Source organism: Ochrobactrum sp. Marseille-Q0166 (assembly GCF_014397025.1).
Lineage (GTDB): Bacteria > Pseudomonadota > Alphaproteobacteria > Rhizobiales > Rhizobiaceae > Brucella.
This window is the reverse complement of the sequence record NZ_JACJUO010000002.1, coordinates 1,104,312-1,128,907: the sequence shown is the minus strand read 5'-3', so window position 1 is coordinate 1,128,907 and position 24,596 is coordinate 1,104,312. Positions and strand designations below refer to the sequence as shown.

Sequence of the window (24,596 nt, the reverse complement as noted above, 5' to 3'; positions counted from 1 at the left end):
ATAAAGTTGTATGAGCGAAATACCGGGCATTATAGCAAGTATCCAAGCTTTAAAATACTCAGATTTTGATGAAAAAATATTACAATCTACTTCGATACGGTTTTGCACATCCCCAAATCTGATAATAAATTCCAGATGATGCACAACCATTTTCCGAAGTATGTTCGAGTTTGAGTCCATTTTGTTAAATGAATCAATATCCGCATGCTTATTCTCCCCTAGCATCATAGCTAAGAGATCGCTTGCATGCCCATTCATTAGGAGCCAGTCGATCATTTCTGTGGGTGGATAATCCCCCAAGCAATCAGTGTTATTTTGGTTAATTATCTATTAAGAATAAATTAGAGCGAAACAGCGCTTTAAGCTTTGCTCTCTCTTCTGAGAACCGGGTATAATCTCCAATGATATTTTCCAGATCCTCGGTAACTAGAATCATATACCCCCCCTCGATTTTGGTTACCTTGAAACCCGCCGACAAAATAGCCTTCTCATCTACCTCCTGAGCGAATTCGCCTCCGAGATAAGTGGCCCATCCTAAGTTTGTTAAACCAGACACAAGACTATTTAATTCTCCGGCTCGGAATTTGGTGTAGACATCTCCAGTCAAGAACCGGGACCACGCTTCTTCTAATACATCTTCTTTGAAGCTATATTCTAGAAGGTTTTTATTGATCTTAGCTGGTCGGTCCTCACCGATAAATGGATGAAAAACCGCTGTTGTTGGGGAAGTGACCTCAACCCACCTCTGAAACAGGCTGAGCCAATCCACATCCTTCCTGAATTGTGAATCGAATGAAATTCTCGATGCCGTTCTTGTATTTCCTATGATATGCGGAAAGACAACAGCACCCTGCGACTTAATTGTACTTTTTCTCTTCCAGTGGAAATCCAGCAAAAAAGAATTACTGACTCCATTAAAGGTTGATGTCCCTATATTAGCCCAGTACTTCTGACACTCTGAAAGGTCTGCTACATCTATTCCATGCTTTCCGGTGACCTCGCCAAAGGTTGCTATTCTCTGCGGCATTAGTTTGGGTTCGTTAAATACGTTAGACAATATTTCTCTACCCACACTCCAATCAGAAAGGTCTTTCGTAGTTACAAAACTCATAACAAGATGATAATTCATGGCTGCCAACGATCAAGGCTCGAGGTTGAGGGATTGTATACATAAATATTTCCACCCGTGCCTCGGACATCTCTAATGAGCGGGCCGGAAACATTGGTTGTTCTGGGGCTTATAACTAAGTTCATTGGCTGTCCAGTATCCATTGCTATTTTAATTTGGGCACGTAACTGATTAGACATTGAAAGCCTTTGAACGTTTTTTGCCTCAACCAAGCCCCCAACGTTTGCACCCCATAGGTCAGGAATGGTGGTAACCTTGGCACCATTCGGCAACGTCACAGTTACCGGTGTACTATTTTTGACCCCTCCGACATGGCCAAAAGCGTCAACCACCTGCTGTTCGAAAGCCGCGCCATTCTGTTGATTGATAATCACCTGCGGGATGCTACCGTCATCGGACTTCCCAAGAGCTTTTGAAATCGCCCCCGCACCTTTGGTCTTGGAAACCAGCCCGACAAACTGCGCGATTGCGAGCAGATCGCCCTCCTCCACCTTCTTGATCAGATAAGGAAATCCAGTAAATCCCGATGGGTCAGAAACCAAAAACGACACGAGTTTATTCAGCTCAGCGCGTTTTTCAGCCGAAAGATTTTCATAGCCTTCTGGTGCGAATAGGTTAACGAGTTGCTGCTGAACATCCGGGTCTTGAACGATCCGGGTCCAATCTTCTTGCTGGAGATAAATGCTAGCGATTCCGCTATAACTCGACATCGCCGCAGTTGCGTCCCAAAGGACGTTTCCACAACCATCGCCAGAAAAGCCATTTGCTCGACAATCTACATAAGCTTTCTGTTGCCTTTCATCCTTTTCATCAAGTTGCTTGGCCGTTTCGCAGGCAGCTGCATCGCCTTGAGCGCATGCTGCTTTAGCTGCAGTCCGCTTTTCAGCATCCGCATGATCGAGATAATTAAACTGATATGCATTCCCTGCATAAGCAGCTCCGGCCCCACCAGTAACACCGCCAATTCCTTGAAGGATTGAACCAGTTACTGTGTTGGTCATGAACTCTGCTGCCGAACCCGTCAGTCCAGATTCTTTGACGAACTCTGCAACTAGTTCCCTAATCTTGGGCGCGAGTAGAGCCGAAGATGCGCCGCCGAGAGCGCCGCTCAACATGCCGCTGAAGTCTGTTACCCCTCCAAGGAGACCACCTGCGATTGCATGAAGGGCCGCGCGACCAGGACCACCTTCTTTCCAGAACTCATATTCGTCTTTGTCGTCACGTTCGTATGCAGCATTGGCCAAGTCACCGGCCTTGGTGCCGATCATGTTGGCTGCTTTGGCGGCTGCATCATCATAGAGCTGCTGGGTTTTGAGCTGCTCGCCGAGAATTTTCTGAAGATCCGGAATGCCAGGTAGCGAGGTATTGGTATCTGTCGTATCGCGCCGCAGATCATCAATGTTCTGCTGCTGATTAGCAGGATCGGTTATGATGATCTCGCCGGGAGAGATTGCTGACAGCGCCTTGCCTGTTTCGCTTTCACCTTCCTTGATTGGCGGGGAAACGAGTGGTCCTTTGCCGGAGAGACCGCCGCCATAGGTATCTGCCTTCCACTCGGAATGGGTGTCGAGGTCTTCGAATTCGAGCGTTCCGGTTTCAAGACGATTGTCTTTCGGGTCGGCCTCGCTGGAAATCACACCGCCCGTAAGCTTGGTGTTGCCTTCGACCTTGATGTCAAAACCGCCCTCACCTGCATGAATGCCGGATTGTTCGGAGACAATAGCAGCGTCGCCTTTGGCAGTCTGATAACTGCCAGAGATTCCATTGCCACTCGTTCCAATACCGCCGCCAACGCCAACCTGCTTGGCTTTTCCTGATGACGTATCAAGTTGACTTTCTATATTAAGGTCACCGCCAATGTCGGCAATTACCGTTTCTCCGGTGACAGTTGCACCTTTCAGGTTCGTGTCATTGCCAGATTGCAGGTAAACCCCGCCAGTACCCACAACATGCGTGTTGACGTTTGTGACGGTCGTTCCGTCAGCATTTCCCTTCGAAAAGTTGAAGTTGCCGCCAGTGAGATCAAGGTTGATCTGCACGCCACCAGAAACGTTTTTGCTGGAATTTTCCGTTGTCGCCTGAGCGCTGATGAGATTGATGTCATTTCCAGCAATCAGAGCGATATCGCCGCGACCGCCTGACGGCATACCTTTTTCATCATAACCAGCTGCGATCTGCGCACCGACTGCATTAATATCACCGCTCGACGCTTCAATGATGACTGTGTCGCCAGCACGAATAGTCGTAGGCACAGGTGTCGATGTCGACCCTGAGGCACTGTTCTTCGAATATTGGAAGCCTGCCGTGATGGAAGTTGAAAGAAGTGGTCCATCTTGTTTGAACTCACCTGGTGTGATTGGCTTCCCGTTCACCAGTGCATCATAGGCATAGTAACCATTGATCGCGGCAATCGTACCCATCGCAATTGACTGGCTGGAACTGCCATCGCCAACTTTTTTCGCAGCATCATAAATGTTGCTGGCTGCCGACGCGACACTTGAAGAAACCGTCGCTGTAATGCCAGCGAACAATTCCTCATGCATGGTCTCAAAGTTGGTCTTGTCCTGCGCCGAGAGCAGATTGACATCACGTTCGGCTAGAATATCGACTGTCGAGCCTGCTTCGACCTTCGCTGCCTGCAGATTGGCATCACGTCCGGCTGTGATGACCACATCACGTCCCGCACTGAGCGCCGATGTTGCATTGGTTTCAGCGCCATGCCTGGTTTCATCTTTTGACGAGCCAAAGCCTATACCGACGGAAGCGCTGCCTTCACCAGACTTAACCTGTATGCCGAATCCCGAGCGTTTTTCTTTTTCTTCGGATGCGTAGCTTTCGCTACCTGGCAGAATGTTCACATCGCGCGCTGCATCCAGTGCGATATCGTTGCCCGCTGCGACTTTCGAGCCGACAATATTCACATCGCTTTCACGGGCCTTGATGGAGACATCGTTTCCAGCTGAGAGCTCAGAGCCAACATTGGCAACGATGTTCTCGCTCGCGCTTTTCTGCTCCTTGCCATAGACCGAATAAAAGCCGTTGCCTGAGCCAACACCAAAGCCAGATTTTTTCGAGGATGAAGCGCTGTCATGTTGCTCCTGTGCACCTATGATGGAAACGCTGTCACCTTCGATAGCAATATTGTCGCCTGCTTTGACTTTCGAGCCGGAAATCGCAACATTGTCACCAGCATTGAGGTTCACATTGCCCGATGCGCCCAATTCCGATGCGACGGTTGTTTCATCGTAGTTCTGATTTGTGCTGCTCTTCTTTGAAAGGAACCCGGATTTCGACTTGGAGCTATCCTGATCGACAGTGTCTTTGCCGGAGGCGATGATGAGATCGCCACCTGCGTTAAGGTTGAGATCAGCCTTATGGTCTTTATCGCCAGCCTGAACCTTTGATGCGGCAATCGTTGTATCTTTGCCGGAACTGATATCAACGCCCGTGCCTGCGCTGATCGACGAGCCTGTCAGCGTCGTGCTGTCTTCGTTCTTCGTCCATGCGCGCGTTTTGCCGAATGTGCCCCCGCTTTCCTTGAATTTGGAATCGAGGTGATATTCACTCTCTGCAGCCAGCACATTGACGTTGTTTTCAGCTTTCAACCCAACAGAGCCATCGGCGCTAATATCGCTGCCAATGATGTTGAGATCATTGCCTGCATCCGCTTTGACATTTCCGCCAGCCGAAATCGATGATCCAACAGCATTGGTCTCGGTCTCATTGCGCTGATAGATTTTGCCATTCGTGTGTTCTTCATTGCGATCTGCCATCGCCACGATGTTGACATCGCCTTTAGCAGCCAGATCGACATTGCCGCCTGCATCAAGATTGGAGGCGCCAATCAGAATGTCAGTTCCGGCTTTGACGCTCGTATCTCCACCGGAAGACAGGTTGGAACCTTGCTGGGTGGTGGTATCAAAACTGTTGGAGCCGAATGACCCGCTGGCATGATGCTGCGTCGCGATAATAGCGACGCTCTCACCTGCCTGGACTGCGAGATTGCCACCTGAGCTGACATCAGAGCCTGCAATAACAACATTCTTGTCAGCAGTCAGCGATGTCGATCCGCCCGAAGCGATTTCAGATTTTTGCTGTGTTGTGGTTTCACCAAAGCCATCCTTACGATTAGCCTGAGCCGACTGAATGGTGAGGTTTCCCGTTTCTGCGGCAATGGCTAGGTTATCACCAGCCTTAATCTGACTGCCAGAAACGCTCACATCATTGGTGGCTTTGATGGCAAGATCGCTGCCCGCTGCAAGGTTTGAGCCTGTGACGCTCTCAGAGCCATCGACTGATGTTCCCTTGGCAACACCGATGCTGACGTTCTCGCCGCTGATTGCCAGGCCTTCACCTGCTTTGACATTAACCCCATTCAGATTAACGTCTGTACGAGATTGAAGTATCGCATTACCGCCAGCCGCAACCGCATCTGTCGGAACCACAACGGTCTGTCCGTTGAACGTCGTTGTTCCAGCACTCAGCGTAATGGCGTTGCTTACAGCAAGCGTCAGATTACCATTGGCCGTAAAGCCGCCACCGGTCGCAGAAATTGTCGTGCTTTCAACGCGCAGATCAGTGTTGGATGCAATGAGACCGGAATTGGAGACAGCATCACCTGCGACAACAACGCTATTGCCTTCAATCATCGCGCCCGCAGAAACGATTGCTTCGCGGTCTTTCGCAGCCACATAAAGCACAGGTGCAAAGACTTCGACACCGTTCATATTTTGTTTGACGTAGATGACGATAGAGCTATCGAGTGCTGCAAGCTGTTCAGCATTCAACGGTTCGCCAAACACCAGGCCATGGCTTTGTGCATATGCAACGCCATTATCGAGCAGCGCCTTCATCTGATCGACAGAATTATACGAACCACTTCCAAGGCCACGACCTGTAGCTTCGCGCATCTGTTTGTCGATCAGCTGATTTTCAAAATAAGCATCGCCCAGAAACAGCATCTGCGTATCGGGCTTATAGCCGACACGATTGAGATAATAGCCGGAGCCATAGAACTTGCTGACATCAAGGAATTCGGCCCGTGTCTCGTAAATGAAGTTTTGGCCCGGCAATGTGCCGCCAAAACCACCTGAATCTGGTTTCGGCGCAGAATTACCAAGTGCTGCTGCAATTTCTGCTGCGGATATGGAAATGCCCCCTGCTTGGAGGCCATTACCTGAAAGCGACAGCCCCTTTTCTGCAAGCAGAGCATCAAGGGCAGCATTCGGTGTGAACAGTGCCCCGCCTGCAGTGATCCCATTCAAAGCGCTGAGCGGATCACCGGTTGTAGAGGCTGCTTCATAGCGTGCGTATCCTGCAATTGAGCCGTCAGCAGCCGTATTATCGGTGGTGGCAACGTTCAGTGTCAGTGCGCCACGGGCTCTGATCACTGACGACAGACTATCAACAGCCTCCCGGCCAACAAGCACGGAAGCATTAGCACTAATGTCAGCGGCTGAATTGCGCGTCCCGTCTGCATTGTAACCGTAGCAGGTTTCAGCATCAGCGAGACAGGTCATATAGACGTTTTTATAGAGCGTAACGCCCTTGTTGGTCAGATGATCGCTTGTGATCTCAGCGTTGCCACCTGCCTCAATCGAACTGTAGAAATTGTCGATTTTGGTGGCATCAATCGCCATATCGCCATTGGCCTGTATGATGCCCTGAATGGTTGGTTTTGATACAAAATACTGACTCTGATATTGCGCAGACATTGCCGCCTGGTCATTCCAGTCATACCAGATCTTGCCCTTGCCATCGTTGGAGCCGACTTCATTCCATGTAAAGGCTTTATAGGTCGTACCGTCCGGCAAGGTGATATAGCCATAGGTCTCTTCCTTGGTGTTCCATAGCCCCTTATCGAGCCACGTCACATCGCAAGGATCGCCATTTTTATAACGGCAACCGCCCCTACCCCATTTGACAGCCTCACGAGCATCATAGAACAACCGCCCCCGCATTAGGGTGTCGTTGTCAAAAAGCTCATCATATTTATCGGGCGTTCCGAATGAATAGCGAGGACCATCTTCCTGCCGCTCGCCAATCGTCGGTTCGCCATTGGCCTCATTCTTGAGATACTCGGTCTGAATGGAGAGATTTTTACCCGCTTGGATCAGCCCGGCTTTATTGATCAGTGCGGCGTTTTTGCCCGCACCCGCATAGTTGGCGAAGGTGAGGTCATTTCCAGATAGGATCGCACCCAAGTTATTGGATATCGTGCCGTTGACGAACAATTGGCCGTTATTGCCTGCATAGATCAAACCGGTTGAGTTATTGGTGAGGTCATTATTGATCTTGAGGCCAAGATTATTGTTGGCAGCCAGCTGACCTGCATTGGTAAGCGAGGCCAGCGTCAAAGTCAGATCATGTGCTGCCAATAAAGCTGTGGCAGAGGTTGTAACGACCGTCTGAGCGTTGATCGTAATATCACCACTGCCACCATTGGCAGTTACTGCACGGATTTTTGAATTTGATGCGTCAGTAGAACCTGAGAGGTTCAGAGCAATACCGCCAAAAGTGAGCGTCGAGTTAGAAAGATTGGCGTTATCAGCCGTAACGATCAGGGTTCCAGCAGTCGCAAGCTTTGAACGATCATTGCTCAAATCAAGGCTTTGCAATGTGAGTGCGATATTGCCCTTCGCGACCGTATTTTTATCAAGGCTGATGGAACCCAAAACAGCGTTGAGATCGGCAGAAGCAAAACTTTGCAGGCTGTTATAGGAGATATTCTGTTGTGCTTTTGCCTTCAGATCGCCGCCACTGAGCAATTGATCGGCAATGATCGAGCCACTGGACGCTCCGAGTGTCATCTGGCCAACTGTTGGTACACCTGTCTTAAGGATAAGAGAGCCATTTGATTGCTCGGTGGCAGCAAAATCAACACCGGAAACAAGTGTGCCAATATTCAGCGATGCACCGTTAATCGTTGCATTGCCACCTGCCAGAGATTGGCCTGAAAGCGTAACAGCGCCCCCGGCTGTCAGGGTCAGATCGCCACGCGAAACAGCATTCGCAGATAAGTTTTCAGTAGCGGAGGCAACTGTGTTTCCAGAAGACAGAAGACGGTTGACAATCAGATCGCCAGCCGTGGCTATAAGATTGAGATCATGCGATGCGCCACTGGTCGTAATTGTACCTTTTGCCAAGGCAATAAGATCAGCGCCAGCGACAGCCGTCGCGATATTGATCGCAGCCCCCGTAACCGAAAGATCAGAACCCGCCAAAAGCTGGCCACTGATTGTAGTCGCGCCCGTGATATTAGCTGTGGTGTTACTCGTGACGTCTGTGGCATTGAACGAACCCGAATTGACCGCCAAAGCCTGTGCCGACAACAAGGTTCCGGCATCAATCGTTCCATTGGCCGTTAATGTCGTGTAGCCGGATTGAGTATTGTTAGACTTTAATGTGAGCGATCCGCCTAATTGTTCAGTTGCTACAAAATCTACACCGGAAACAATCGTTCCGATGTTCATGGCTCGTGCCGCAAGCGTGGCATTGCCACCGGAAAGTGACTGTCCGACGAGGGTAAGATTGTTACCTGATGTCAGTTGCAAATCCCCATGCGTGAGGATATTGGCAGATAGATTTGCTGATGCAGATGCAGTTGTGTTTCCAGAGGAAAGCAATCGATCTGCTGTCAAATCACCCGCAGTTGCGGTGAGGTTAAGCGTGCGTCCGCCATTCCCCAAAACGATATTGCCCTGTCGTAATGCATTGAGATCGACACCAGCAACGGCAGCACCGATAGAAATGGCTGGGCCGTTAACAGTGATGTCTGAGCCTGCGAGAAGCTGGCCGCTGATCGTCGTTGTGCCGGAGATATTGGCTGTACCATAGCTGGTGACATTGGCCGCTTTGAAAGTGGCAGCATCGCCAACAAGATTGCTTGCCGACAAAAGTGTTGCGACATCAATCGTTCCGGCTTGTGCTACAAGTGTTATATCGCCTGTGTTTCCGACAATGACGGCACCGTTTGACGACTTGCTGGCTGCAAAATCAACGCCTGAGATGATCGCACCAGCTGCGATGTTTTTGCCCGTAATGCTGACATTGCCACTCCCCAGAAGCTGGCCCGAGACATTCGTTTCGCCAGAAATCGTAACCGTCCCATGGCTGGTCACGTTTTTCGCTGCAAGCGAAGACGCTGAAATATTCAGATTTCCAGCAGAAAGCAGCGAAGCAACCTCAACACCTCTCGTCGTTTCAAGGCGCATATCGCCCGTCGAACCAATCTGGACAGCGCCATTGATCGCTCCACCCGCAGTGGTCGCACCACTCGCAGTGGCAGCGTTCGTTTTGGCAAAATCGACACCCGAGACGACATTCCCGGCTTTCAAAGAATGCGCGGAGGCAACAAGTGCGCCGCCGGACAGAATGTCACCGCTCGTAATGTCCGTTCCTGCGGTGAGCGTCATATTGTTGAAACTGACAAGCGAGGCAGCGGCGATGGAACCGGACGTTGCCGTCATAGTCAGTGCGCCACCGCCTGCCTTGGCGGTGCCAGACAGCGCGATATTGCCGGATGTTGTGGCAAGATTTGCCGCACCGTCGGCTATGACCTGACCAGAAGCGATGCCCTGTCCCGCCTGCAAGCTTGCGTTCTTGCCAGCCGCAACATTGCCAGTCGTAATCGCACCGGACGAGGTCAACTCTATATTTCCAAGCGATACAACGTCGCTAGCCACCGAAAGCAATCCGCCGCCATTGCTCAGAATGACATCTTCGTCGGCAGAAACCGCTTCCAGTGTGATGCCTTTGGCTGCCTTTACGACCACCTTCTTCTTCGAGGTGATCTTCCTTGCTTCGACCTGCCTGTTTTTCGATTGAACGGATACACCATCACGGCCAGAAGCATTACCAAGCGATATTTTGCCGTCTGCAGAAAGTGTCAACTCGCCTGCATTGGCCGCCATATCATTGCGCATGCGCACGCCAGCGCCTTTATCGGTCACAACGATCTTGATGCGATCCGCCTGCATGGCACCCAAGGCTGAGCCGTCGATGGCAAACTCGCCCGCATCGTCCGCACCACTTAAAGCGGTGGCCTCACCCGTGGCGTAGTCGAACTTTTGTCGACCAGCCGTCAGCCGGAGGTTTTTACCATTGACCGGACCATCGATCTGAATGCGACGGGACACGATATCGAACAGATCAACCGCACCATCGCCGGAAGCAAAATTGCCACCTTTTGATCCAAAGGTGACATCACCGCCCTGAACGGTGAACCCGGACAACCGTCCTGTGCCATCGATGTCTGGCGTGCCAGTGGTCAGTGTTGCACGCGGTGTGTTGATGAAGCCGCAGCCATCACAGGTGATGCCATTCGGATTGGCGATAATGACATCGGCCCGACCACCAAAGACTTCTGTCGGCCCAAGCAGTGAACTCCGGCTACCGCTTGTCACTTCATTGAGAATAACACTCGCAGGCCCACTGTTCTTCAGATTGGCATTACCGGGTGTCACGCCACCGAGTTTGGAAGTCCCAAATTCACCATTGTGATTGTTGAGGATCAGACCGGGCGTGCCGACATTGAAGTCGCCATATTTATTATGCGAAAGGCCCTGAGCGTTGGGTGTGACGATATCAACAAGCGGCACGCCGTTGGGTGCGGCTCCAATACCAGGCTGATTGCCAATTGGTGCGTTCACATCAGGGGTGAGCTGCTGCGCTTGCAATAATACAGGCTGGAGCACCAGAAGCCCGCTCAATAGGCTGGCAACGCTTTTGCGGGCAAATGCGGCAGGATCAAACCAGCGATGTGTCCGCTTGGTTCCTTTGGAGAAACCGGAGACATGCGAGAAATAATGACGGTATGCAAAATTCTTCATGGCCGATCCTGCCTTAAAATATGAATCGAAAATCATGCGACGTTTACGCCGCAAGAGTCTCTAATCTCTCGATTTTACGGATTGTCCGCTGCCCGGATTGTCGAGTTTTTTGTAAACTTCTGTCAGTTGGGATTTGGGTACCGAACACTTCTTGGTGCGTGCAATATCTTCGAGAACCTTGTTGCGATTGCGCAACGCATCGATCTCCACCTTCTCAGGCGACTTCGGGTCCATGAAGAACAGTGCTGGAAGGAAGAACACGCCTGCGGCTCCCAGAACGATATTCTTGCCCTGCGCCTGACTGCGCTCTTTCAAGGTTACCGTGATCTGTCGCTCATTCGCAGCGAACTCACGTGAAATCCCCGCACAATCAAATGCGCTATCGGTTGGATTGGTTATTGCAATAGGTTTTGCTTCACGACCGCCACAGCCTGCGAGGGCGATACTAAGGACCATCGCTGCAGCTACTGCAAAATACTGTTTCTTGCTGTTCATAATATCCCCGGAAAACATAATTAACCCCTGCTCGCACATCACCACTGCAGCGATGTGCTGACAAAAAACAAATCCGTGCCATTGGTATCGGCTGTGCTTTTGATGATGCGTGAATAGCCGATATCGGCACCAATATTGCCGCCCGCCAGACGCGTCCCTACGGTCCAGCCGGAGACATCGCCGCCTTCAATGCCAAACCGCGACTGCTCGAATACATGGCCATAATCAATGGCTGCGTAGGGCCGCAATTCGCCGAGGCGCTTGGTCAACAGCTCACTATCCTTCCACGGCAAGGTGCGCCAGACGAGCTCATTGCGGGTGAACAGGCCATTATTCCCGAACAGGATGCTGTCACGAGTACCACGCACATTGGAGTATCCACCCAGTGAAATCTGCTCTGCGCCATAAAGGTTGTCGGGCGAATACTGTCCGTTGATCAGTGTCGAGAATTGCAGGTTCTGGCTGGCTAACTGGAAGGGCTTGGTGACGTTGATCGTGCCCGTGAACTTCGCAAACTCTGGCTCGGCATCGCCTGCGCCCGGTTCACCGCGTTTCGTTGCGCCAAAGAGGCCAAGTCCTTGATTATAACTCAGATCGAAGACCCAAAGCCCGCCGAGCATCCGTCGCGAATGTGATATGCCAAGATTAGCAACAGAATATTCACGGCTACCGACTTCAATCAGACTGCCCATCAGGAAATTGTCAGTAGCCTTATAAGCGATACCAGCATTGAGAGTCGTGATGGAATCCTTGTCTCGCAGAATAACGCGATCAACGCTAAAGCCCAGTTGCTTCGATTTACCAGAACTGTCGATGTCCGAATATTGGCCGGGAACGGAACTGCGATATTTGTAATAGGAGCCGTTGAGCGTGAAGGTCCAGTAGCCATAGGGAACGCTGATTGAGCCAGAAATGCTGTTGCTCTGACCAACACCGTCATTGGGCCATGGATAATCAGGTCCGGTATGTTCATAGGTGAGCGACAAAAGGTCATTCAGATTGAACAGATTATCCATACGGAATGAAACCGAAGACCGTGAATAACCGGTCGATTTCTGACCAAGATTGTTGTTGGCCAGTGAGAAATGCCACGGCAGACCGGGTTTATTCTCGACATTGAGAATAGAAGCCCCTGGCTCTTTCCCTGGCAACATTGACGTCTTTGCATTGTTAGAAGACAGTCGATTGACCTGATCAAGCCCTTGTTCAACATCACGTATATTAACAGGCTTCCCCTTGAGACCGGGAAAGGCAGTTGCAAGCAAGCCCGGATATTCAGCAGGCTTTCCATTGAGGTAGATGTCTGAAAGTGAACCTTCCGCTGCCACAAGGCGCAAGACCTTGGTCTTTGCGATATCCTGCTCCGGCACATAAACGCGTGACGTAATATACCCCGCATCCATGTAAAGGCTGGTGATGTCTTTCAACAGAACATTGATATCAGCAAGTCCAATGCACTTGTTCTGATATGAAGCCAATGTGGGAGCTAGTGTTTGACTTGAAAGCAGAGTGACACCTTCCACCTCAACACGGGTGATTGCAAAGCATGGTCCGGTTGCAGCGTCCGTCGTCGGCTCGGCATGCTCGCGCCTAACTGGTGTCACTTCACGCGGTGTTGCATCACCCAAAGCACGCAGTCGCTGTTCCAAATCCTGTTCGGCCTGACGACGCATGAAATCATCGGCAGGGGATGCAGCCGCATTCGGCACACCATTGGGTAGCTGCTGGGCAAAACCAGAAGTTGTCGAAGCAAGCAACAAAGCACTGAGTCCAAGCCAAAGCTGGCCCAAACGAACAGAAAACATCATAATCTTATCCGTCAGGCTTTAGTTGGCTTTTGCAATTCTGCGAGAGCCTTGGTGAGCCCCTTCAAAGAAAACTTGAGATTGATATTCTGCCCATTCATCAGACGCAGACGCGCTTCTCCCGCAGACCCTTTTTGCAAAGCAGCGAGCATTTTTTGATCGAGCTTCTGCTGCGCCCAGCATCCAGCCTGATTACAGTTGCGATAAGGGATCGTAACAACATCTCTGCTGTCAGCAGCCATACCAAGACCAATTGGCAGCACAACATTCAGCGGAACGAGTGCAGTCAATAACAGCTCATTGCCGGAGGGTTTCTTTCCGGCTTCAGGCGCAGTTTTAGCAATGGCCAGCGTGAGAACATTGACGTTCTCCTCGCCCTGTTTGACCTGAGCGATCTGAGCGACTTCACATTGTGCGAGAGTTTTCCCGTCTGCGGCTTTGACTTCGGCGCAACGATAATACCAGTCATCAAAACGTTTTGACTGAACAGCTGGTGCTTCGGATTGTGCTACGCCGGTAGCAGTCTCCTGTGCCTGCACAGGAAAAAAGCTCGACATCAATATTATTACGGTGGCACCCAAGGGAGCCAAATTCATACCAAACTGCATTTCAATACGTCCCCGATAGATCCGACCAATTCCCGCAAAAAGGTCAGTGGACCATCAAACAGCTTCACCAGCGTAGATGATCAATATTCGACTGTACTATGCATGCGTTGGTTGCACGATAATCAAATGTTACTCGCGCCCAACACGCAGAACATCAATGCTGCAACCTAAAATAATGTTTGCCGGATGCGCAATTTCCGCTTACATGTCAAGCCATTTTAGGGATATTCACAGGGTAACAATACTTTAGTCGAACAAATCTTTGGTAGAACTATCACTTTTGCGACGAATTCAATTCAATTATCGTCATGCTTTGTATCTGTCGGTTTGGGATATCACCAGAACCACGCAGTAGAAAAACCGCGACAGCTGCAATCGCAGCCTGCGGCTTCCATTATTAACTACCTGAATAATCTATGAGTATCTGTCTACAGTTGGACTAAACCGAAGTTGGATAGATTTTTAGTGCAGCCTAGTTTGAAGCTGATAGATGTCTTCACAAAATTGCATAAACTGCAATCCACTCACTGAGCGAGCCCGGATTTCAAAATGGAAGTCCATTTTTCTTACTGATGGTTTGTCGCAATTCATTGACGCATTTGTTCATCGCATTGGCAGGATAAATGCTGTCTCCTGCATCAAATGACGCAGTGAACCGATTTCCATTATCCATTTCTAATATTTGAGCTTCAGCTGTCCCACGACCGGAAAATCTCATGTTTCCCATCGTACCACTGTTAAACCGGTCATCGACCGAATAGATAACTGCTGCTACCGGGTCGGATTCAGGCTTCACCACTTTTGCAACGGCTGTCGTGCGCGTGTAATCGGCATTTCCCATCCGGAAGCTGAAACTCAGATTCTGACTAGGTTCGACAAATCCTGTCCAACTCGTCCTTCTACGCGGTTGAAAAACAGAGCCAACACGGAACTTTGAGATAAGCGATCAGTTTCAAACTTAACTTTCACGCTATAGAACAGTCTCACCTTCTTGAAGACGTCCATGGTGGTTAACATGCAGACATCGTCATGCGGGTCTGAAGTTGGTTTGTCCAAATAGACCTCCCAGCCCGCTTCATTCATATAAGCTTTGTTCTCCGCAGAGACAGCAGTGCTCACGGAAAGGCCTAGCTCAACAACCATGCGGATCGCTTCATATACATCTCATTCTCCAAAACGCTGCGAGATGACTGGAAATTACGAGAAACGGACTTTCACTTCCTCGAGCACTTGGCTGATCTTTTTTGCGGTCGCTTTTCGTTCTGAAATGAGAGCGATATAGAATAGCAGCATGAGGACTGCACAAAACCAGTACTCAATCGGGTTAATGACCAAGCATAGAAAGCCGCCAATCATCAGCAGCAGCAGGGCGATATAACTCATCAGCTGAAACTTCGGCCTGCCCCACAATTTGATGATTAAGGCGTCAGCGTCCGCTAATTGAACTGTAGCTATCGCTTTAAAGCCCCATGGACGAACGATTGAACCGCCTGAATATCACGTTTGATCGGCATCTTTTTGTGTAGCCGTTAGCTGTCGAAAAAACGTCCTTGAAACGCTCGGAAATGAACTCACTTACGGATAGCACATCTGCATTCTTCACTTTGACCAGCGCGTTTACGATATCAGCCATTTTATGCCACCTACGTTTATACCAACTATACGATTAAACGTCCTATATTACGGGAATTATTATAACGTGGTCAAGCAGTTGGCAACGGTGTTTCGTCTGCAAATGGAGATTCATGAACTATTAGCAATTAACCTTCGTCGTATCCGAGTAGCTCGCGGCATTTCTCAGGACGAACTTGCACTGATTTCTGGGGTAGAGCGCGCCTACACTGGGCGCTTGGAAAGAGGTTTAATGAACCCAACGATCAAAACTCTCGCTAAATTAGCGACAGCGTTGCAATGCGACGTGCGAGATTTTTTTGACCAGCCTGATCAAGAAGCATTTTTAATGGAGAATCTGCGACCGGGACGCAAAAGTGCTTCAGGTAATTAAAACTGGTTAGTTTTCGAACTAAACCAGTTAAGAGCCCAGAGAATAGCGCGCTCTATTAACACGGAGAGTTATTGAAAAATGACGTACAATCCGTGGTACAAAATTGAGAATCCATGGGGAATTACATTAAGTAATTTCAATGACTTATAAAATTGAAACTGTAGGATGAAGCCCTTCGCCCGCTCCATTTTTCCGATAAGTTTCAGGCATCAAAATCCCGGCTTTGTCCGGGATTTTTGCTTTTCAAGCTTTGTCAAAACTTAGTAAGTTCCACACGTTGAAATTGATTCAATGCATTCCCGAGCAAACTTCAAGCATGATTTCTGTTTCATACTGAATCGTGCCCCAAGCGTTGAGATATCACTTCTGGGACACGATCCTTTAGTCAGCCAATGAATGCAGATTACGCTTCTACAAATTCAAGCGCCGTCCCATTTGCATTTTCTGGATCTACCAGAAAGCCACGCGATGTTTCCGTATACCGTACATTCGCCATATCAAGAGCGGCACGTGCAATCTCAAGCGAGCTTGTTTTTATGCGCAATGCCGCAAAAGCCAGCGCGGGCACAGTACTGAAATCGATTCCTGCATAAGCCTTTTTTGCCTGTTCTGGTGTAAACACCAGAATATCAGCAGAATTAGGTCCGGTAACAACAGCCCACTCGCCGTTATCTTCACTTACTTTGCCTTCAGCGAAAAGCCTTGCAAAGCCTTCGGCAGTCGTGGCCGGATCGTCTGAAATAGCAACAATCGCCGCCAATCCTTTCGCTCCATTTGCATGTTGCAGTAAGTCTGGCACCCATACGGTATCGCGGGTTTTATGCTGACACATGAAAACCATACCCTGTGGCACTTCACTATCAGCAAACGAAACTGTCTCAAATGCAGCCACGCCTTCACTGCCATTTGGCAATGACACCGGGCGGGAAAACTTGCCCACTTCCCCCGTATTGATACCCAAAGCAGCAAGTTCCGACTTAGCTTGTTCAGCACTTTCTATACGGCAAGCAATCGCATGTAGCCCCTCACCCTGCACATTCAACTTCTCGCGCAGATGAACATTGCCTTCCGTTTCCGCAACCATGCCAAGAAGCTCGAAATAATCATCCGGGAACATGATCGTATAATTGGCGGAACCCTTTTCCTTACTGTGCAGGCCACGCGGACTCAATGTGAAGCCCAGACGTCGATATTGCTCCGCGCCTTTATCCAGATCGTTGACCAGAAGAAAAACGTGATCGACACCTTTAACAGGATGAGACATGCAGAGAGTTCCTTTCGCTTGTTCTATTCAGATATTTGCGTTTCGCGATACGGGTGGTCTGTTGGCTGCGGAATAGTGCATGCGGATTTCGTAAGTGCAAGCCAACAAGAAAAGGCATGACATCGAAGCTGGCTTTTCAATCCAGATTTTTGCTCAAATCGGGATGCATTTTTCGCATATAAGGCCTCCAAATCTCATATTTAGCAATTTTGCCCTGCCCGCCTGCAGAAAATCGACACTTATTAACATTGCTCATCCGGTATATTTTACCATTATTGGGATGATTATTAGTTTATCTTGACAATATCTCAGCAGATTCTAGCATAGTCGTGCTTGCATGGATTATTTGCACTTTGAGGTAGCTTTTTGAGCTATTTCAAGGGCTTGAACAATATTGGCCGGTGCGGGAAAAGAGGCTTGAAAGCCCTCCCTCAACGTCCTTCAGGGGAACATATAATGCATATCAGAAAAGCCGGCCTTGGCCTGTTTCTCGCCGCTTTTTCGCTCGCTTCGGCGTCATCTCACGCCGAAGAAGTGAAACGCGGCGGCTCGGTCATTGTACACATGAATACCGAACAGGGTGTCCTTAACCCTGCATTGCGCGCTTCCACTGGCGTATACCAGATTACTGGCCGTATTATGGAGCCGCTTATTGATCGCACCTATGAAGGCTATGTGCCTGTTTTGGCAACAAGCTGGACTTCATCGGAAGACGGCAAGGCGATCACGTTCAAGCTGCGCGAGAATGTTCGCTGGCACGATGGTCAGCCTTTCACCTGCGAGGACGTTTCCTTCAGCGCGATGAACCTGTGGAAAAAACTGCTCAACTATTCAACGACGCTCCAGGCAAATCTGGAATCCGTTGATTGCACAGATCCGCATACGGCCGTTTTCAACTATTCAAAGCCTATGCCGCTGGAACTGCTCGTTGCGGCCATGCCTGATCTTGGACATCCGGTACCAAAACACCTCTATGAAGGCACGGATATTCTAAAGAACAAATACAACTCGGCGCCAGTTGGCACGGGTCCGTTTAAATTTGTTGAGTATGAGCGCGGGCAGCACATCATTGCCGAGCGTAACGATGACTACTGGCGCGGCAAGGAATATCCTTATCTCGACCGTGTGATATGGCGCTTCATGCCTGATAAGGCTGCGGCTGCGGCAGCACTTGAAGCTGGCGAATTGATGGAAACCGGCTTTAACGGTATTTCCATGTCCGACACCGAACGCCTCCAGAAAGATGGCCGTTTCGACACCGGAACCAAAGGTTTTGAAAACAACGTTGCGCACTCGACTGTTGAATTCAACCTGCGCAATCCGATCCTTGCAAATCTGAAAGTTCGTCAGGCGATCTATCACGCGCTTGATATTGATTTCGCGATCAAGAACATCATGCGCGGCTATGCCAAGCCGGGTCGTGGCCCGATCCCAAGCTCTGGTGGCGCAAATTATACAGATGACGTGCAAACATACCCTTACGACGTCGAAAAGGCCAAGCAGCTGCTTGACGAAGCTGGGTATCCCGCGGGCCCTGATGGTATTCGCTTCAAACTGCGCCATCGTCCGGCACCTTGGGGGGAATATACGCAGCTATGGGCTGAATATTACGCACAGGCTTTGAAAGAAGTCGGCATCGATGTGGAATTGCTGACCAATGATGCACCGGGCTTCCTGAATGGCGTCTATCGTGATCACGATTTCGACACGGCAAGCGGCTGGCATCAGTTCCGCTCTGATCCTGCTGTTTCCACAACCGTCTGGCTCCGTTCGGGCGCACCGGTTGGCACAGCGTGGTCGAACCAGTTCGATTACAAATCCGATGAAATGGATCAGCTGATTGATCAGGCCGCTTCCGAGCTTGATCCGGCAAAACGTGCAGATCTCTATCATCAGATTCAGAAGCTTGAGATGAAAGATCTTCCCGTCATCTTTGCAATTGAACATCCGTTTGTCGGCGTAACCAACAAGGCACTGAAGAACCATCACAATACACCGCGTTGGGATTCTTCAAGCTGGTATGACCTCTGGATCGATCAATAACCGCAATCAGGCTGTTGCCGGCTTCCGGCAACAGCTTTTCTCCTCCTTAAAGCAGAAACTGCATCCGAATATCTGCAGGATAATCCCCAATGTCCCTGCCTCCCATCCTGAGTTTTGCGCTCCGGCGTATTTTGCAGGCGATACCGGTCATTCTTTTGATCATGATCGGCTCGTTCCTTCTTATCAAGCTTGCACCCGGCGACACGGTGGATGCCCTTGTCGGCGACATGGGCGGTGCCGATCCGCAATTTGTCGCCAATTTGCGTACCGAATATGGTCTTGATCAGTCAGTCTGGGTTCAGCTCTGGATTTACATGACGAAGCTTGCACAGTTCGACTTCGGCTGGTCCTATGTCTATGAGTTACCGGTGCTGGATGTGCTGATATCCCGCCTTGTACCAACCCTTATTCTCATGGTTTCGTCGCTTACGGTGGCTTTTGTGTTCGGCATCGCGCTTGGCGCCTTTGCGGCACGCCGCGCCTATTCACTGACGGATAATGCGATCTCAACACTTGGCCTGATCTGTTATGCGATGCCAAGCTTCTTCTTGAGCCTCATCTTAATGTTTGTCTTTTCCGTCAAACTTGGATGGCTGCCTGTTGGCGGCTACAAAACGATTGGCGGATTCTACTCTGGCTGGAAAAACGTCTGGGACATTACCGTTCACATGGTGATGCCCACCACAGCGCTTTCGCTGATTTATGTTGCTTTCTACATGCGCCTGATGCGCACCAGTGTTCTGGAAGTCGAAGATCTGGATTATGTCCGTACCGCACGCGCCAAAGGTGCGAGTGGTGCGCGCCTCATGTTCCATCACATCATGCGCAATGCCTTTCTTCCGGTCGTAACACTCCTCGGGCTTCAGTTCTCGACTGTGCTTGGTGGTTCCGTGGTGATTGAAACGATCTTCTCACTGCCCGGCCTTGGTCAGCTGGCTTACACCTCTGTGATAAAGCGCGACCTCAACACATTGATGGGTATCATCTTTCTATGCTCGGTGCTTGTGGTGATCGTGAATTTTATCACCGACCTTATCTATGCGCGGCTTGATTCCAGGATTGAACTGTCATGACTTCTCAAGACCTCACTCTTCCTCGCCCGCAAGCCTCACGCGCCCGGATTTTGTGGCAGCGTTTCAGCCGCAACCGTGCAGCTGTACTCGGCCTTATTCTGTTCATTGCCGTGGTGTTTATCGCAGTTTTTGCCGATGTCATTACACCCGGCGATCCACTGCGCCGCGTGGGTGAACCGCTTACGTGGCCATTCGTCAATGCTGCAACGCCCCTGGGAACCGATCAGCTCGGGCGAGACATCATGGCGGGAATATTTCACGGTGCGCGCATTTCGCTGCTGATTGGTGTTATTGCCACCATGATTTCGATTGTCATTGGCATCATCATTGGCGCAGTTGCAGGCTATTACGGCGGCTGGATCGACGATGCGCTCATGCGTGTGACGGAAGCCTTCCAGACCGTGCCAAGCTTTGTACTGCTGCTAACACTGGTGGCAATTTTCGGTTCCTCTATCGAGAACATCATCATCTGTATTGGCATTGTTTCATGGACCGCGCCTGCGCGTATGGTCCGCGCCGAATTTATGGCTCTGCGTAAGCGCGAATTTGTTGACGCTGTGCGCAATCTCGGTGTCGGAAACCTGTCGATTATCTTCCGTGAAATTCTACCCAATGCCTTGCCGCCGGTCGTGGTTTTTGCGTCGGTGGTCATGGCGACCTCTATTCTCATGGAAAGTGCTTTGGCGTTTCTAAGCCTCGGCGATCCCAATTATGCGAGCTGGGGCAACATGATCGGTCAAGGCCGTGCCGTGTTGCGCACCGACTGGTTCTGTTCGGTTATTCCCGGCATTGCCATTCTGCTCACCGTGCTTTCTTTCAGCCTGCTCGGCGAAGGGCTTAACGACGCGCTCAACCCAAGGCAGAAGAAGAAATGACTGCGGCTCCCGTTCTCGAAATTCAGAACCTGCAAATCGCCCTGCCCAAGGGGGCGGATCGCCGCTACGCCTTGCAGGACCTGACATTGACCATCAAGCCGGGTGAAATCGTCTGTCTTGTGGGTGAAAGCGGCTCGGGCAAGTCCCTGTCGGCGGGTGCCATCATGCGGCTTCTGCCAGAGCCACATGTGCGCGTTACAAACGGCTCAATCAAGCTCGAAGGCACCGACCTTTATTCGCTGAGCGAAGCCGATATGAAAAAGCTGCGCGGCGACCGTATCGGGATGATTTTTCAGGAACCTATGACGGCACTCAACCCGCAAAAGACAGTGGGCTGGCAAATTGATGAGGTGCTGCGGCTTCATACCAAGCTTGGTCGCAAGGAACGGCGTGCTGCCGTGCTCGACATGTTGGGGGAAGTCAAAATCCCTGACCCGCAATCGGCTTATAATGCCTATCCGCACCAGATTTCCGGTGGTCAGCGCCAGCGCGTCATGATTGCCATGGCGCTTATTCTGAAACCGCGCCTTATCATTGCCGATGAACCCACAACTGCACTTGATGTTACAACGCAAGCGCAAATTCTCAAGCTGATCCGCGATCTTCAGCGCGAACACAATACGGGTATCCTGTTCATCACCCACGATTTTGGCGTGGTGGCAGAAATCGCGGATCGTGTTGCGGTGCTTCGTCTTGGTGAGCTCGTTGAAGAAGGCCCTGCCGAACAGGTCCTCAATCATCCGCAGCATCCATACACCAAGGCGCTGATCGCATCAGTTCCCGCACTGACGCCGCCAGAAGTCACATCATCCGGCAATAGTCTGCCTGTCATTCTCAAGGCCAGCAATCTTCGCAAGACATTCAAGGCGCAGGGTGGTTTGTTCAGCGGCAAGCGCAGTGCCGTGCCTGCTGTCAAAGACTTGTCGTTTGAACTTCGACAGGGTGAAACACTGGGCGTTGTTGGCGAAAGCGGATCGGGAAAAACCACAGTTTCACGGATCGTGACAAGACTGCTTGAGGCCGACAGTGGCAAAGTCGATGTGAATGGCCGTGATTTTCTCAGCGCCAGCGCACGCGAAGTTCGCGCCATGCGCAAAGATATCCAGATGGTCTTTCAGGACCCGATGGCTTCACTCAACCCGCGTCGACGCGTCGTTGATCTGATTGCACAAGGGCCAATTGTTCATGGCGTGCCAAAAAAACAGGCCCATGCCAAAGCCCGTGAACTGCTCGAACTGGTTGAGCTTTCACCTTCTGCCGCGGATCGCTTTCCGCATGAATTCTCCGGCGGTCAGCGCCAACGTATCGGCATCGCCCGTGCACTGGCTCTGGAGCCACGCATTATCGTGGCAGATGAGCCGGTTTCCGCACTCGATGTCTCGGTTCAGGCACAAGTACTGCGCCTGCTGGCTGATCTGCGCGAAAGGCTCAACCTCTCGCTTCTCTTTGTAACGCACGATCTGCGTGTTGCAGCACAGCTTTGCGACCGAATTATCGTGATGTCGAAGGGTGAAATCGCGGAAGCCGGGCTAACGGCTGAAGTCTTTGCCAATCCGCAGCATGAATATACGCAGCGTCTGCTTGCCTCCATTCCCGGCAAAAACTGGACGCCTCCTCGCTCGACCAGCGCAGAATGAAAGCGCCAGACATTATGGAAAACATCCAGTTCCCACCATCAATCTGGGCCGCAACAGCCCCAAGCCGTCCGCCTGCAAAGCCCTTGATAAGCGATGCTGAAGCAGATGTCGTTATCGTTGGCGGCGGCTTCACGGGCCTATCAGCAGCCTTACACCTCGCCAAGCGCGGCAAGCGTGTCATTTTGCTTGAAGGCAAAGCAGTCGGCTGGGGAGCATCCGGACGCAACAATGGCCAAGTCATTCCCACCATGACCGCCGCCGAACCTGATGCTATCGCCAAACGTTACGGAACATCCGGTGAGCGTTTTGCAAAGCTGATTGGCAACAGTGCGGATATTTTGTTTTCCATCGTGCGTGAGGAGAACATCGCAGCGGAAGCAGAGCAAACCGGCTGGTTCCAGCCTGCGCATTCACCAGGACGGATCAAGCTATCACAAGCGCGTGTCGAAGCATGGAAGCGGTTTGGGTTTCCGGCAGAATATCTTGATTGTGCTGCGACCGCCAAGCTGCTAGGCAGCGATTTCTGGTATGGCGGCATGTTCAACCCGACTGGCGGCCATATCAATCCGCTGGCTCTGGCCCGTGGCCTTGCAGCCTCAGCCGAATGCCATGGTGCAACTATCCATGAACAAAGCCCGGTCATTTCCTATGAACGCAAGGGCGATCATTGGGAAGTACGCACCGAAAACGCGACGGTTCGTGCAAAAGGCTTTCTGCTCGCAACCAACGCCTATACGGGTGAATTGCGTGAAAAACTGGCGCCACGTCTGGCACGTAGCATCGTGCCCGTTCTCTCGTGGCAGATGGCAACGGCACCACTCAGCGACAACCTCCGTGCAACAATTCTTCTCGGCCGTCAGGCGGTATCCGATACACGTGGCGACCTGCGGTTCTTCCGTTATGATGCGCGCAATCGTCTGATTACCGGCGGTGTGGTCATGGGCGACTACAATGTTGCAGAACGTGTGAAGCACAAGGCTGCGCGCAATCTGGCAGAGGCTTTCCCAGCGCTTGGGCAGCCCGAAATGACCCATGTCTGGAGCGGCTATATCGGCATGACATGGGACCGTTTTCCGCGTGTCCATCAGCTCGGCACCGATGGCTGGGCATGGATCGGTTGCAATGGCCGCGGGGTGGCCCTCGGCACAGCACTTGGGCGAGAGCTGGCGCGAGCACTGGATGGGGAGCCGGTTCAGGAACTTGCATTGCCGTTCTCAGAGCAGGCGCCGCTGCCTTTCCATAAAATCGCGCGGAAGATCGCACCCTTTTATCTCGCATGGCTGCGACGCAAGGACCTTACCGAGCCCAATCTCTGAACATACCAATCAATATTCATGTGAAAGGTAGATCCATGAATCAAATGCCAATTCTCGAGCGCCGCCGCATCGAGGCGCTCGTTCTGAAAAATGTCTATGAGGTTCTTCGCGAGCGGTCAGGCGAGGAAGAAGCTCAGGCCGCAATCGGTGAGGCTGTTACCAGGTCAGCGATTGAACAAGGTAAGAACTTTGCGGAAGAACTTGGCCGGACGCCCGATCTTCAGGACTTTGCCGATATTTTGCCGCTGTGGACAAAAGATAACGCGCTGGAAATCGAAGTGTTATCGCAGGGCAAGGATCATTTCGATTTTAACGTGAAGCGTTGCCGTTATTCAGAAATGTACCGCGATATGGGGCTTGGTCATATCGGCCATCTGCTGTCCTGTAATCGCGATGGTGATTTCTGCATCGGCTATAATCCAGAAATGAAGCTGGAGCGCACACAGACCATCATGAAGGGCGCAAGCCATTGCGACTTCCGATACAGCCTCGACACCAAACAACAGGGAGCCTGAT

The 24,596-nt window shown here is 50.9% G+C and carries 15 protein-coding genes; 7 read left to right on the top strand and 8 right to left on the bottom strand.

The features are described from left to right. Positions 1-319: 319 nt before the first annotated feature. The 7 genes from H5024_RS16470 to H5024_RS16440 form a co-directional block, all read right to left on the bottom strand. Positions 320-1,138: a hypothetical protein gene (locus H5024_RS16470; RefSeq protein WP_187548199.1), complete on the bottom strand. Its 819-nt coding sequence runs from the start codon at positions 1,136-1,138 to the stop codon at positions 320-322. Further along, a complete protein-coding gene (locus tag H5024_RS16465) occupies positions 1,126-10,959 on the bottom strand; it encodes a hemagglutinin repeat-containing protein (RefSeq protein ID WP_187548198.1) in 9,834 nt (3,277 codons plus the stop codon). Before H5024_RS16465 ends, H5024_RS16470 begins: the two co-directional genes overlap by 13 nt. Before the next feature lie 60 nt (positions 10,960-11,019). Then, positions 11,020-11,472: a hypothetical protein gene (locus H5024_RS16460; RefSeq protein WP_187548197.1), complete on the bottom strand. Its 453-nt coding sequence runs from the start codon at positions 11,470-11,472 to the stop codon at positions 11,020-11,022. A gap of 20 nt (positions 11,473-11,492) precedes the next feature. Continuing rightward, positions 11,493-13,262, bottom strand: a complete 1,770-nt coding sequence (locus tag H5024_RS16455; protein ID WP_247875313.1) for a ShlB/FhaC/HecB family hemolysin secretion/activation protein — start codon at positions 13,260-13,262, stop codon at positions 11,493-11,495. Between the two features lie 11 nt (positions 13,263-13,273). After that, the gene (locus H5024_RS16450) at positions 13,274-13,816 is read right to left on the bottom strand and encodes an invasion associated locus B family protein (RefSeq protein WP_247875312.1); all 543 of its coding nucleotides are present in this window, start codon (positions 13,814-13,816) and stop codon (positions 13,274-13,276) included. A 595-nt stretch (positions 13,817-14,411) separates the two neighbouring features. Then, on the bottom strand, positions 14,412-14,708 hold the full coding sequence (locus H5024_RS16445) for a hypothetical protein (protein WP_187548195.1): 297 nt from the start codon (positions 14,706-14,708) through the stop codon (positions 14,412-14,414). Positions 14,709-15,064: 356 nt separating this feature from the next. Next, a complete protein-coding gene (locus H5024_RS16440) occupies positions 15,065-15,250 on the bottom strand; it encodes a hypothetical protein (RefSeq protein WP_187548194.1) in 186 nt (61 codons plus the stop codon). A 316-nt stretch (positions 15,251-15,566) separates the two neighbouring features. Here H5024_RS16440 and H5024_RS16435 point away from each other — a divergent pair, with 316 nt between their 5' ends. Beyond that, complete coding sequence (locus tag H5024_RS16435; protein ID WP_348770707.1) at positions 15,567-15,872, top strand: helix-turn-helix transcriptional regulator; 306 nt, start codon at positions 15,567-15,569, stop codon at positions 15,870-15,872. 403 nt (positions 15,873-16,275) lie between these two features. Here the strand turns inward: H5024_RS16435 and H5024_RS16430 are convergent, their stop codons facing one another. Beyond that, the gene (locus tag H5024_RS16430; protein WP_187548193.1) at positions 16,276-17,136 is read right to left on the bottom strand and encodes a VOC family protein; all 861 of its coding nucleotides are present in this window, start codon (positions 17,134-17,136) and stop codon (positions 16,276-16,278) included. Positions 17,137-17,592: 456 nt separating this feature from the next. Here H5024_RS16430 and H5024_RS16425 point away from each other — a divergent pair, with 456 nt between their 5' ends. From H5024_RS16425 to H5024_RS16400, 6 genes are all read left to right on the top strand, one after another. After that, a complete protein-coding gene (locus H5024_RS16425; protein WP_187548192.1) occupies positions 17,593-19,179 on the top strand; it encodes an ABC transporter substrate-binding protein in 1,587 nt (528 codons plus the stop codon). Positions 19,180-19,268: 89 nt separating this feature from the next. Further along, positions 19,269-20,252 carry an ABC transporter permease gene (locus H5024_RS16420; protein ID WP_187548191.1) on the top strand — a complete coding sequence of 328 codons (984 nt, stop codon included), beginning with the start codon at positions 19,269-19,271 and terminating at the stop codon, positions 20,250-20,252. After that, the gene (locus tag H5024_RS16415; RefSeq protein WP_187548190.1) at positions 20,249-21,127 is read left to right on the top strand and encodes an ABC transporter permease; all 879 of its coding nucleotides are present in this window, start codon (positions 20,249-20,251) and stop codon (positions 21,125-21,127) included. Before H5024_RS16420 ends, H5024_RS16415 begins: the two co-directional genes overlap by 4 nt. After that, positions 21,124-22,764, top strand: a complete 1,641-nt coding sequence (locus H5024_RS16410; protein ID WP_187548189.1) for an ABC transporter ATP-binding protein — start codon at positions 21,124-21,126, stop codon at positions 22,762-22,764. The genes H5024_RS16415 and H5024_RS16410 overlap by 4 nt, the downstream gene beginning before the upstream one ends. Next, entirely contained in the window at positions 22,761-24,080 is a 1,320-nt protein-coding gene (locus H5024_RS16405; protein ID WP_247875311.1) for an FAD-binding oxidoreductase, read from the top strand. Before H5024_RS16410 ends, H5024_RS16405 begins: the two co-directional genes overlap by 4 nt. A 35-nt stretch (positions 24,081-24,115) precedes the next feature. Next, the gene (locus H5024_RS16400) at positions 24,116-24,595 is read left to right on the top strand and encodes an L-2-amino-thiazoline-4-carboxylic acid hydrolase (RefSeq protein ID WP_187548188.1); all 480 of its coding nucleotides are present in this window, start codon (positions 24,116-24,118) and stop codon (positions 24,593-24,595) included. Position 24,596: the final 1 nt, after the last annotated feature.

Excerpts from the sequence above, each read along its gene's own strand:
- H5024_RS16465 (WP_187548198.1), bottom strand. The coding sequence starts at position 10,959 with ATGAAGAATTTTGCATACCGTCATTATTTCTCGCATGTCTCCGGTTTC.
- H5024_RS16460 (WP_187548197.1), bottom strand. The coding sequence starts at position 11,472 with ATGTTTTCCGGGGATATTATGAACAGCAAGAAACAGTATTTTGCAGTA.
- H5024_RS16455 (WP_247875313.1), bottom strand. The coding sequence starts at position 13,262 with ATGATGTTTTCTGTTCGTTTGGGCCAGCTTTGGCTTGGACTCAGTGCT.
- H5024_RS16450 (WP_247875312.1), bottom strand. The coding sequence starts at position 13,816 with ATGTCGAGCTTTTTTCCTGTGCAGGCACAGGAGACTGCTACCGGCGTA.
- H5024_RS16445 (WP_187548195.1), bottom strand. The coding sequence starts at position 14,708 with ATGGGAAATGCCGATTACACGCGCACGACAGCCGTTGCAAAAGTGGTG.
- H5024_RS16440 (WP_187548194.1), bottom strand. The coding sequence starts at position 15,250 with ATGAGTTATATCGCCCTGCTGCTGCTGATGATTGGCGGCTTTCTATGC.
- H5024_RS16430 (WP_187548193.1), bottom strand. The coding sequence starts at position 17,136 with ATGTCTCATCCTGTTAAAGGTGTCGATCACGTTTTTCTTCTGGTCAAC.
- H5024_RS16425 (WP_187548192.1), top strand. The coding sequence starts at position 17,593 with ATGCATATCAGAAAAGCCGGCCTTGGCCTGTTTCTCGCCGCTTTTTCG.
- H5024_RS16420 (WP_187548191.1), top strand. The coding sequence starts at position 19,269 with ATGTCCCTGCCTCCCATCCTGAGTTTTGCGCTCCGGCGTATTTTGCAG.
- H5024_RS16415 (WP_187548190.1), top strand. The coding sequence starts at position 20,249 with ATGACTTCTCAAGACCTCACTCTTCCTCGCCCGCAAGCCTCACGCGCC.
- H5024_RS16410 (WP_187548189.1), top strand. The coding sequence starts at position 21,124 with ATGACTGCGGCTCCCGTTCTCGAAATTCAGAACCTGCAAATCGCCCTG.
- H5024_RS16405 (WP_247875311.1), top strand. The coding sequence starts at position 22,761 with ATGAAAGCGCCAGACATTATGGAAAACATCCAGTTCCCACCATCAATC.
- H5024_RS16400 (WP_187548188.1), top strand. The coding sequence starts at position 24,116 with ATGAATCAAATGCCAATTCTCGAGCGCCGCCGCATCGAGGCGCTCGTT.